The organism is Hungatella sp. L36 (assembly GCF_014288035.1).
On sequence record NZ_JACOPC010000001.1, the window covers coordinates 987,079 to 997,775 of the forward strand.

The 10,697-nt window shown below is 48.0% G+C and carries 11 protein-coding genes; 8 read left to right on the forward strand and 3 right to left on the reverse strand.

Annotated elements, in window-relative coordinates:
- Positions 1 to 2: 2 nt before the first annotated feature.
- From H8S80_RS04280 to H8S80_RS04300, 5 genes are read left to right on the forward strand one after another with little or no spacing between them, the layout of a single operon-like run.
- Complete coding sequence (locus H8S80_RS04280) at positions 3 to 926, forward strand: RnfABCDGE type electron transport complex subunit D (RefSeq protein ID WP_002600145.1); 924 nt, start codon at positions 3 to 5, stop codon at positions 924 to 926.
- Position 927: 1 nt separating this feature from the next.
- Complete coding sequence (locus tag H8S80_RS04285; protein WP_002600144.1) at positions 928 to 1,548, forward strand: RnfABCDGE type electron transport complex subunit G; 621 nt, start codon at positions 928 to 930, stop codon at positions 1,546 to 1,548.
- 11 nt (positions 1,549 to 1,559) lie between these two features.
- Positions 1,560 to 2,351 (forward strand): electron transport complex subunit RsxE, encoded by a 792-nt coding sequence (gene rsxE / locus H8S80_RS04290; protein WP_002600143.1) that lies wholly within the window; start codon positions 1,560 to 1,562, stop codon positions 2,349 to 2,351.
- A gap of 12 nt (positions 2,352 to 2,363) precedes the next feature.
- Positions 2,364 to 2,939, forward strand: coding sequence for an electron transport complex subunit RsxA (rsxA, locus tag H8S80_RS04295; RefSeq protein WP_117630332.1), 576 nt, complete (start codon positions 2,364 to 2,366; stop codon positions 2,937 to 2,939).
- 15 nt (positions 2,940 to 2,954) lie between these two features.
- Positions 2,955 to 3,743, forward strand: a complete 789-nt coding sequence (locus H8S80_RS04300) for an RnfABCDGE type electron transport complex subunit B (RefSeq protein WP_002600141.1) — start codon at positions 2,955 to 2,957, stop codon at positions 3,741 to 3,743.
- A 277-nt stretch (positions 3,744 to 4,020) separates the two neighbouring features.
- On the opposite strand, the gene H8S80_RS04305 is transcribed toward H8S80_RS04300, so the two are convergent.
- Positions 4,021 to 4,683, reverse strand: coding sequence for a hypothetical protein (locus H8S80_RS04305; RefSeq protein ID WP_117630333.1), 663 nt, complete (start codon positions 4,681 to 4,683; stop codon positions 4,021 to 4,023).
- A gap of 567 nt (positions 4,684 to 5,250) precedes the next feature.
- On the opposite strand from H8S80_RS04305, the gene H8S80_RS04310 reads away from it, so the two are divergent.
- Together H8S80_RS04310 and H8S80_RS04315 are read left to right on the forward strand one after the other, a co-directional pair.
- Entirely contained in the window at positions 5,251 to 5,580 is a 330-nt protein-coding gene (locus H8S80_RS04310) for a hypothetical protein (RefSeq protein WP_187049037.1), read from the forward strand.
- A 67-nt stretch (positions 5,581 to 5,647) separates the two neighbouring features.
- A complete protein-coding gene (locus H8S80_RS04315) occupies positions 5,648 to 7,177 on the forward strand; it encodes a serine hydrolase (RefSeq protein WP_117630335.1) in 1,530 nt (509 codons plus the stop codon).
- 58 nt (positions 7,178 to 7,235) lie between these two features.
- Here H8S80_RS04315 and H8S80_RS04320 read toward each other — a convergent pair whose 3' ends face one another.
- Complete coding sequence (locus H8S80_RS04320; RefSeq protein ID WP_117630336.1) at positions 7,236 to 8,684, reverse strand: MFS transporter; 1,449 nt, start codon at positions 8,682 to 8,684, stop codon at positions 7,236 to 7,238.
- A 165-nt stretch (positions 8,685 to 8,849) separates the two neighbouring features.
- Here H8S80_RS04320 and H8S80_RS04325 point away from each other — a divergent pair, with 165 nt between their 5' ends.
- Entirely contained in the window at positions 8,850 to 9,638 is a 789-nt protein-coding gene (locus H8S80_RS04325; RefSeq protein ID WP_117630337.1) for a helix-turn-helix domain-containing protein, read from the forward strand.
- Positions 9,639 to 9,724: 86 nt separating this feature from the next.
- Here H8S80_RS04325 and H8S80_RS04330 read toward each other — a convergent pair whose 3' ends face one another.
- Positions 9,725 to 10,681, reverse strand: a complete 957-nt coding sequence (locus H8S80_RS04330) for an AraC family transcriptional regulator (RefSeq protein ID WP_117630338.1) — start codon at positions 10,679 to 10,681, stop codon at positions 9,725 to 9,727.
- Between the last annotated feature and the right edge of the window lie 16 nt (positions 10,682 to 10,697).

The following is a 10,697-nucleotide window of genomic DNA, read 5'->3' on the forward strand; positions in this document are numbered from 1 at the left end:
GAATGAGTAAATTATTAAACGTATCATCATCACCTCATGTCAGGGACCAGGTAACAACGAGTAATATCATGCTGGATGTTGCGATTGCCATGATTCCTGCGACTGCGTATGGTGTATATCAGTTCGGAATAAAAGCAGCACTTGTCATTCTTGTGACAGTCCTTTCCTGTGTGCTCAGCGAATATGTGTACGAGACACTCATGGGAAAACCAGTCACGATCAGCGACGGAAGCGCCCTGGTAACGGGTATGATCCTGGCGCTCAACATGCCGCCGAGCATCCCGTTGTGGATTCCGGTATTGGGCGGTATCTTTGCTGTTATTGTTGTAAAGCAGTTATACGGCGGCCTTGGCCAGAACTTCATGAACCCGGCTCTGGCGGCCAGATGTTTCTTACTCATCGCATTTGCGGGCAAGATGACTACCTTCACATATAACGACGCGGTAGTAAGCCCGACACCGCTTGCAGCCTTAAAGGCAGGCCAGGCAGTGGATATTCCGGCCATGTTCATCGGCAAGATTCCGGGAACCATCGGCGAGGTATCCGTGATCGCCCTGCTGATCGGCGCAGCTTACTTACTGATCAAGAAGGTCATCACCATCCGGATTCCGGCGGCCTACTTAATCACCTTCGCAGTGTTTGTGTTTATTTTCGGCCAGCATGATCTCATGTATGTGCTTGCACACTTATGCGGCGGCGGCCTCATCTTCGGTGCGTTCTTCATGGCAACCGACTATGTAACCAGCCCGATTACACCGAAGGGCCAGATCCTGTTCGGTATTCTCTTAGGTGTGCTGACCGGCCTTTTCCGGTTGTTCGGCGGATCCGCAGAGGGCGTTTCCTATGCGATCATCATCAGCAACATTCTGGTGCCGCTGATTGAGAAGATTACCCTTCCAAAGGCGTTTGGAAAGGAGGGCAAGTAAGATGAAAAAAGGCGGATTCATGAAAGACGCATGGATTTTATTTGCAATTACCTTGATTTCCGGTCTGCTTCTGGGCGCTGTCTATCAGATTACCAAGGTCCCGATCCAGATGGCCGAGGCGAAAGAGAGTCTCCATAAGTATCAGATTGCCTATCCGGATGCGGTGGATTTTGTATTTGATCAGGCGATCCAGGATCAGGTGGCTGTATCCAAAGAAACCTTAAAGGAGCAGAAGCCTGAGTACGGCAATGTCGCGGTGAGCGTGGCCTTAAAGGCAGTGGATGCTTCCGGCAATGTGATCGGACACATCATAACGGCCTCCTCCGACGACAGCTACGGCGGAACCGTCAAGGTTTCCGTCGGTATCACCAATGAAGGACAGATCACCGGCGTGGAGCTCCTGGAAATCAGTGATACACCGGGACTTGGAATGAAGGCGTCAGAGCCTGCGTTCAAGGATCAGTATAAAGATAAGTCAGTAGAAGAATTTACTGTGACGAAGACAGGCAGCACTTCCGATTCCGAGATCAACGCGATCAGCGGTGCGACCATTACTTCAAACGCAGTGACTCATGCAGTAGATGCGGCTCTTTACTTCGCAGCTAACTGCATACCGCAATAGGAGGTGGGATCATGAATAAATGTACAGAACGTTTATATAACGGCATCGTAAAAGAGAACCCTACCTTCGTCCTGATGCTGGGCATGTGTCCGACGCTGGCTGTTACGACTTCGGCCATCAACGGATTAGGTATGGGACTTTCCACAACCGTGGTTTTGATGTTTTCCAATATGCTCATCGCGGCGCTCCGCAAGATTATTCCCGACCGTGTCAGGATTCCTGCGTACATCGTCATCGTGGCAACCCTTGTTACCATCGTGCAGCTGCTTTTACAGGCCTATGTGCCCAGCTTAAATGCGGCTCTCGGTATCTATATCCCGTTAATCGTGGTAAACTGTATCATCCTTGGCCGTGCAGAGTCCTATGCCTCCAAGAACCCGGTGATGGCTTCTACCTTCGACGGAATCGGTATGGGTCTTGGTTTTACCATTGCCCTTACAGCAATCGGCCTTGTGCGTGAGATTCTGGGCGCAGGCGCGGTCTTCGGAAAGGTGTTTATTCCGGAGGATTTCCATATTTCCATCTTTATTCTGGCTCCGGGCGCGTTCTTCGTGCTGGCTGTCTTAACAGCGCTCCAGAATAAGTTCAAGGCTCCATCGGCGACCAACGGCTCCGTTCCCCAGTCCAGACTGGCATGCGGCGGCGACTGTATGAACTGTTCCGGCTCTTCCTGTATGTCCAACCATGAGATTCTGGAGACAAGAAAGAGACAGGCAGAGGAGGATGCCCTGGCATCGAAGAAGGCCGACCTGGCTAAGAAGGAAGCGGAATTAAAGGCCGCTACCTCGAAAAAAGAAGAATAGGAGGATGGATAGATGAAAGAATTGTTTTTAATCGCGGTCGGCTCAGCACTCGTGAATAACGTAGTCTTAAGCCAGTTCCTCGGTTTATGTCCATTCCTTGGCGTTTCCAAGAACGTAAAAACTTCTGCCGGTATGGGCGCAGCCGTTATTTTCGTAATAACCATTGCATCGTTTGTAACCAGCGTGATCTATAAGGGAATTCTGGTGAATTTAAATCTGGAATTCTTACAGACCATCGTGTTTATCCTGGTCATCGCCGCACTCGTTCAGTTTGTGGAGATGTTCTTAAAGAAGTCCATGCCGCCGCTTTATGAGGCGCTGGGCGTGTACCTGCCTCTGATTACGACCAACTGTGCCGTACTCGGTGTGGCATTAACCAACGTACAGAAGTCTTACAACATTTTAGAGAGCGTTATCAACGGCGTGGGTACTTCCGTTGGATTTACCATCGCCATCGTAATGCTGGCTGGTGTGCGCGAGAAGATCGAGCATAACGATGTTCCGTATTCCTTCCAGGGATCGCCGATCGTGCTCATCACCGCGGGACTGATGGCAATCGCGTTTTTCGGATTTTCCGGATTAATTTAGGGGGAGGAGACGAAAATGATAACAGGTATTATCATAGCGGCAGCCGTAGTAGGTATCCTCGGTATTTTAATTGGTGTCTTCTTAGGTGTAGCCAGCGAAAAATTTAAAGTAGAAACAGATGAAAAAGAGATCCTCGTGCGCAACGAGCTGCCAGGCAATAACTGCGGCGGCTGCGGATACGCAGGCTGTGACGCTCTGGCAAAGGCAATCGCTGCGGGTGACGCATCCGTGGATGCCTGTCCGGTAGGCGGAGCGGCTGTTGCGGGCAGAATCGGCGCCATCATGGGCGTGGACGGCGGAAACGCTGTGAAGAAAGTGGCTTTTGTAAAATGTAAGGGTACCTGCGATAAGACGAAGGTCCAGTACAACTACTACGGCATGGATGACTGCAAGAAGATCACAGTCGTTCCGGGCGCCGGAGAGAAAGCCTGCATCTATGGCTGTATGGGATACGGTTCCTGTGTCAAGGCCTGCGCCTTCGACGCGATTCACGTGGTTGACGGTGTGGCTGTTGTCGATAAGGAGAAATGTGTGGCCTGCGGCAAATGTGTGGCCTCCTGTCCGAACCATCTGATCGAGCTCGTGCCGTATACGGCGGAGCACCTCGTTCAGTGTAACTCCCATGACAAGGGCAAAGATGTAAAGGCAAAATGTGAATCAGGCTGTATCGCCTGTACCTTATGCACGAAGCAGTGTGAGTTCGATGCGATCCATATGGATAATAATGTGGCGGTCATCGACTACGAGAAGTGTACCAACTGTGGAAAGTGTGCGGCGAAATGTCCGGTGAAGGTTATTATTTAATGCATAAAAGAGAATGCGCAGTTTTGTGTGCATGATGGGAAACGGAGTACCGGAGACGGTGCTCCGTTTCTGCATCCGCTGGGGAGCGCAGTTTCAAAAGGATCTTTCTTTATAAGCGCTTTTTCTGCCGCCGCTTTTCTGATATACTGAGAGAAGGGCGCTGCAAAGAATAAAGAAAATGGTATACTAAGGTGAGGTGCGAAAAGATGAACGAATGGCTGACAAATCTTCTGGTGGCTCTGCTGTCTCCACCATGAATACGCTCATCCTACAAAAGTCACAATCCAAAATGCCTTGCTAAAGCATCGACAGTTTCTAAACGAGTATCCGTTTCTGCGTCATTTCTGACAATTGTAAAAAAACCGCTGTTGAGCCATTCATCGTAAATTTCCTGGCTATTGAATTTTGCTAAACAGTCACGGAAATTCTGCAAGGTTTTTTCCGGATCTGCAGCTTGTTTAATTTGAGATAGAAGAAACAGCTTTTCCTCATCATCTCTTTCAAAAAACATATCTACAGATAATGATTGAGGTGACAGCATAATTGCAACTTGATTGTAATCGGCTAATTGTTTCAAAATTTCCAAAGGTATATTAGTGTCAACAATTGTTCTCTTGTCGCCGGACAGCCGTATCAACTCCGCAATTTCAAAGTCTGCGGCTTCACGCGAATTACCCATAATCCAAGCTAAATATTCATCAGGAGTTCTGTTTATAAATTCCTGCCAGTCCTTCATAGTCTTGAAGTAACTTAAATTTGGTTGTTCCTCAGGAGTAATAATTTGCAGTAGTCTATCAAGTCCGTAGTTTTCCCCGCACAAAATCAAGTCATACTTTTTGGCAAGCATTTTACACATTATTGACTTGCCTGCATACGCTGTTCCGTTAATGAAGATACAATTCTTCAAATAATACTTTAGGATATTATTTCTAATTTTCATGTTTTTCTCCTTTTTATACGACAAAAAAGCCTATCAAATATAGGCGTATTAATAACATTAAAGATTCTTAATTATCTGATTCTATTGTTGTTGTATAAAAAGTGACACCACATTATATTTACCTCACATCATATAAATTTTCTTTGTATACTGGGTGGATCTGCGTATGAAATAATTGTAGCATTTCTTCTGTCCAAACTCAATATCATTCGGGATTACTCATGGATAGCTATTTGTAAAAACAGAGAGGGGTTGGGAATTTTCCAATAAGTTATTTTGTGGAAATGTGGTTGCGCTTTCTATACTTGCTCTTTATAAATTATGGTGGCGAAACGAAAATGAAAATGAAAATGAAAATGAAAAGGGCAGAATGCAGTAACCGTACAAGCTGTTTTGTAATGCCTGTGGTATCCAAAATGGTGCCAGACTTTCCAAAAACGTGCGGTAAGGAGTTGTGACGTAATACGTCTTCTAGTCTTTTAATCAATAAATTATAAAAAACTGTTGACAGTTCATACTGTAACATGTATTATTACAGTATGAACTGTAACTTAAATTATAACAGTAGTGACAGCAGTAACAACAGCAGTAATCGCAGCAGTAATCGCAGCAGTAATCGCAGCAGTAATCGCAGAAGTAATCGCAGAAGTAATCGCAGAAGTAATCGCAGAAGTAATCGCAGAAGTAATCGCAGAAGTAATCGCAGCAGTAATCGCAGCAGTAATCGCAGCAGTAATCGCAGCAGTAACAACAGCAGTAATCGTAGCAGTAATCGCAGCAGTAACAACAGCAGTAATCGCAGCAGTAATCGCAGCAATAATCGCAGCAGCAACACACCAGCAACACACCAGCAACAGCAAAACAAGTCTAAGTATACGGCCACAGAGCTCACCATAGAAAGCTGGCGGGATTGTCAGCGCGTGAAACGAGAGGCGACCGGTCCAAAACGAAAGGAGTATTCAGTATGAACACAAGAGAACACACAGAGATGAAGATGAGGGGCAGCGCGGATGTATCGTATCTTGGAAGAACCGTGGATGAGATGGTATGGGAGTTTATGGAGGAACAGGAGATCCCGGGACTGACCCTGGCGATTGTTCAGGCGCCCTATATTCCACGGGTTGTGGGATACGGATTTTCAGATGCCGGACAGAAGCGTCTCGCATCGGTGAATACACTTTGGCCGGCAGGCCCTATTTCCCAGGGATATGCGGCGGTGGCGGTCATGCAGCTGTACGAGGACGGAAGCGTGGAATTGGACGCGCCTGCCGCAGCGTATATTGATTCACTCCCGGAACAGTGGAAGAGCATTACGGTTCGTCAATTGCTTCATCACGCTTCGGGGCTTGCGGATTACAGGAAGCAGGAGGGATTCAGCCTTACGAGAGAGTGGTCGTTTGAAGAACTGATCGGTCTGACGGCAGATCTGCCTCTTCTGTTTGAACCCGGAACAGAGGTGGCTCAGAGTGCAACGAATTTCCTCCTTCTGACCGAAGTGGTCGAGAGAGTGAGCAATATGGCGTACCAGGAATTCGTCAGGAAGAATCAGTTTGAACTCCTTGGGCTTAAGCATACATCGTTTTCAGATGGTCTCTCAGCATTTCATCAGGAGGATTTATCCTTGAGTGAATACGTTCACCAGATATTCAAGACCGACGGCCGGTATATTGATCCGGCGGAGACGGCTGTCAGCTACCAGAGCGACGGAAGTGCGTTTCCGCAGATGCATTCCTCCGCCCTCCGCGGTTTTGGGGACGTGTGGGCGTCGGCGCAGGACATCTCCTTCTGGGATATCGGTCTTGCTGGCGGTGTCCTGATCAAAAAGCCGGAAGACAGGGCGGTTGTCTACGCGTCATGGACGCTTCCCGATGGACGGACCGTTCCGGGCAGTGCCGGATGGCAGTTCTACCATCACAGAGGCCTGATGGACATCAAAGGCTCCGTACCCGGATTTTCTTCTTTCTTAAGCCGCTTTACCCATCCGGAGGAGCTGGTGTGCGTCACCCTGATGGCAAACAAGGAGGGCGTGGATTTCACGAATCTGGGAAGAAAGATCGCCGGCGCCTTCGGAGATCTTTTGTCCACCAATTACGATGATACGCGGCTGTTCCTGATGGAAGGCCAGTTCTCGGCAGATGAGACGGTAAACAGGCTGGAGAAGCAGTTAAACGCACTGGATATCCCGGTGTTTGCCAAATTCGATCATGCAGGGAACGCGGCGGAGGCCGGATTGGAACTGAGACCGACAACGGTTCTCGTGTTCGGAGCGCCGAAGGTTGGAACCGGACTTATGCAGGCGGACCAGAGCATCGCGCTGGAGCTTCCTCTGAAGATCGCGGTATGGGAAGATGAAGCGGGAAGCACCTGGCTGGCATTTCCTAAGATGAAACCAGTGGCGGAGGAATACAGCCTGGGAGATCACCCGGTGATCAAAAATATGCAGAAGCTTCTGGAAAGGCTGGTAAAGAAGGCTGCGAATCTGTATGAAGGCTGATAGAAGAAAAACGCTGTGCTGTCCGAGGAAAGGGACAGCACAGCGTTCTTTTTTTTTATCAGGCTTCTGCTTTAATTCTTGCGATCTCGCTCTGGATTTCCACCATCTTTTTATCGTCCAGAGGATAGAATTTCATGGAAATCAACGTGGCGATCCAACCCAGCATGGGGATTCCGAAGTACAGCAGGATGCCGACCCAGAACAGCCCGGTGGACAGGGAATCGGTAACCGTCGGCAGTGCGTCCTTAAAGCCTACCAGGGCGACACACAGTCCTACGATGCTGGTTGCAAAGGAGGAAATCAGCTTGTCCACAAAACTGAACACGGTTCCCATCATACCGGGAACAAAACGGCCGGTCCGGTACGTTTCGTAATCGGCACAGTCGGCGATCATAGGAATGATCGTAGAGTTCGTCACCTGCATGGTAGCGTAGCCCAGGATGTAACAGATAATGAAAACTACAGTCTCAAGGTTAAAACCCTGCATGATCCGCGTGGGCACGCCGAAGACGAAGAGCAGAATCAGCGGAATCTTGAGGAAAATGGAACCCCAGGTGAAGTTCACCAGTGTCCGCTTGAGGCCGATTTTTCTTGCAATTCCGGTTCCAAAGAAGATGAACAGGATGGCGGGCAGGATGGTCATGGCGGAAATCTGTCCGGAGACTCCGTAATTCCCGACGATCAGTGCAAATATGATCAGGACTACTGTGGCATTGCCGCTGACGTTCATACCGATCTTGTCGGTAGAGGCGGCGATTACCAGCATCTGTATGGCGCGGTTTTCTTTGATGATGGGCCAGTAATCCTTGAATTTTGTCTTAACGCCTTTATCACCGATACCGAAGAATTCTTTTCTGTCTTTCTTCCAGATGCCGATGACTGCCAGCAGGGTAAGGCAGAAGGAGAGGCCAATTGCTGTGAGAACCAGTTCGTTAAACAACTCCAGCGTAAAATTTCCGTATTTGGGAACGAGATACGTCGGAAGATAGATGTTAAAGCCAGCCATTAAAAGGGTAGTCAGCACGCCGTCAATCAGTCCGAACAGAGGCCGCTGCTTCGGGTCGTTAGTCAGACATACCTGGCCTGACTTTGTACAGGCAGTCTGTGCCGTGTAGCCCAGAATATAGATGGCATAAAGGACGATAAAGACCGGAAGCTTCAGCGCCTGCGTCAGTAAATGCGTGTAGTGAAATACGAGATACATAATGAAGGCCATCAGCACATTGCCGCCCAGCATGTACGGACGGAATTTGCCGAATTTACCATTGGTTTTGTCGATCAGGAATCCGATCAGCGGATCGGTGAAGCCGTCGAAGATACGCATGGCTGTCAAAACATTGGATACCAGCACAACTCCGAGTCCCACAATGCCTGTGGCGTAATAGGAGATCAGAGACATGGCCATGATGATGACATTGGTGGCTGTATTGTTCATTGCAAAAAAAGCAATCTGCCAGAATTTGGCGCGGTTGTACTGGATTTCTTCCAGGTTTTTCGTTGGTTCCATTTAAGTTCCCCCTTGTGATAAGTTGATAAGTGACGTCGCTTTTCTTATATTTTATAGTTTCAGGACTTGTTTTACTAGGATACGGGTGGCTGATAATAGCACATATCTTGCATTTTTCTGCGGGATTTAGTAGAATTAAGACAGATTTTGTGAGGAGGACACGATATGGAGAGTTCAAGGGACATGATTCCCGAATATGTTTACTCCCGCCAGGCGGAATTTGAGAATTCAGAGGTGTATTCCAGAACGATTGAGCGGCGGTATCAGGGGGAGGATCAGATGCTGAGCTACATCAGCCAGGGCAATTTAAAAGAATGCCTGCACATCTTTCAATCCAGCGATGGGGACGGAGCGCCCCTTAATATGGATGATGTCTATCACCGGTATCCTGATGATTTTCTGCGGTCTGTTAAGAATTCCATGATATCACTGAATACGCTGTGCCGCATTGCGGCAAGGAGAGGAGGCGTGTCTGCCTTTATCGTAGGGAGCATTTCCTATAAATATGGCCTGCTGATCGAAGGCTCTTCCTCCGTGGAATTTCTCCAGAAGAAGGTGACGCCCATGATGTTCAGCGATTACTGTCTGGCGGTCCGGGACTGCTCCACGGCCCAATACAGCGCCAAGGTGCAGGAGATTACCACCTATATTCTGGAGCATCTGCCCTCTGAACTCACAGTGAACCAGCTGGCGGAGCTGTTCTTTCTGAACGTCTCCTCCCTGTCCCGGAAATTTAAGAGCGAAACGGGATTTTCGGTTACGGAGTTTATTAATTTCCACCGGATCAAGCTGGCTCAGTATTATTTAAGCCAGGGAAACCGGAGCATCACCGAGGTCGCCTATCTGGTAGGCTATAACGACAGCAATTACTTTTGCAGAATGTTCAAGAAGGTCACTTCCATCACTCCGAGTCAGTATTTAAAGAATGTGAGGACGGAAGGGATGCTGATTTAGATTGGAAAAGAGACAGGAGAGCCCGCAGCCGCCGGTTATACGGAGGCTGCAGGCTCTTTCTTTTCACTTTTTGTTTTTTGCTTTCGCTATTTCAGGGCGTTCTGCCGGTATTTGGCCGGCGTCGTTCCGTATGCTTTTTTGATAAAATCATAGAAATTGCAAAGCTGTGAAAACCCCAGCTCATCGGAAATGCTCTGAATGGACATGTTGGTATTCAACAGGTAATAGTTGGCCTGCGACAGTTTGATATCATTTAAAAGCGTCTTGAAGTTTTTGCCGGTGTGCTTTTTGACGAAGGCCGATAAGTAGTTGGGATGGTAATGGAAGTATTCCGCGGTCGATACAAGCGTTGCCGTGGCGTAATTCAGGCTTAAATACTGAAAAAGCGCGGTAATCTGGACCGATACCTTGCTTGTAAATGTATGGGTGTTGATCTGTATGGTGCTGTAGCGGATGATCTCCGTGAAGAATACCACCAGAAGACAGCGCAGCGTTACCTTATAATATAACGGTTTATTGAGATATTCCCCACAGATCCGGTCCGTCAGCTCCACAAGATCGGGCGTCAGACTGGAGTTGAAGATCAGAAAGTTAGAGGATTTATCCTGTGACAGGAAGTAACTTAAAAAGAACGGGCCTATATGCTCGTGCTGCTCAATCAGACTCCAGAACGTAGAATTGAACAGCGACTTTTTGATTAAAATGTTCAGGACGATATTGGAGTCATTTTCTATATTCAGGGAATGTCTGGCATTGGGATTCAGTATGCAGAGACTCCCTTCCTTTAGCAGAATCTGTTCACCAGACCCCAGCGTCTGCGTGCATTCCCCGCTTAACACATAGTTTAATTCGAAAAAATCGTGACCGTGCAGCTGTTTCCCCATGTTGGCGCGGGACAGATGAAGATTGATAAAGATGTCGTTTTTTTCTTCAAAGACCTCTTCCGCAAGAAGCTCCTTTCTGGCAGTATAACGCCGGTACTCTGCCTCTGTCATGGTCTTTCTCGTATAATTCGTCAGGGCTTCCAGAATTTCACATTTCATAGAATTTTACCTCCAT

Bases quoted from the DNA above. Each gene is read 5' to 3' on its own strand.
- H8S80_RS04280 (WP_002600145.1), top strand. From the start codon at position 3: ATGAGTAAATTATTAAACGTATCATCATCACCTCATGTCAGGGACCAG.
- H8S80_RS04285 (WP_002600144.1), top strand. From the start codon at position 928: ATGAAAAAAGGCGGATTCATGAAAGACGCATGGATTTTATTTGCAATT.
- rsxE (WP_002600143.1), top strand. From the start codon at position 1,560: ATGAATAAATGTACAGAACGTTTATATAACGGCATCGTAAAAGAGAAC.
- rsxA (WP_117630332.1), top strand. From the start codon at position 2,364: ATGAAAGAATTGTTTTTAATCGCGGTCGGCTCAGCACTCGTGAATAAC.
- H8S80_RS04300 (WP_002600141.1), top strand. From the start codon at position 2,955: ATGATAACAGGTATTATCATAGCGGCAGCCGTAGTAGGTATCCTCGGT.
- H8S80_RS04305 (WP_117630333.1), bottom strand. From the start codon at position 4,683: ATGAAAATTAGAAATAATATCCTAAAGTATTATTTGAAGAATTGTATC.
- H8S80_RS04315 (WP_117630335.1), top strand. From the start codon at position 5,648: ATGAACACAAGAGAACACACAGAGATGAAGATGAGGGGCAGCGCGGAT.
- H8S80_RS04320 (WP_117630336.1), bottom strand. From the start codon at position 8,684: ATGGAACCAACGAAAAACCTGGAAGAAATCCAGTACAACCGCGCCAAA.
- H8S80_RS04325 (WP_117630337.1), top strand. From the start codon at position 8,850: ATGGAGAGTTCAAGGGACATGATTCCCGAATATGTTTACTCCCGCCAG.
- H8S80_RS04330 (WP_117630338.1), bottom strand. From the start codon at position 10,681: ATGAAATGTGAAATTCTGGAAGCCCTGACGAATTATACGAGAAAGACC.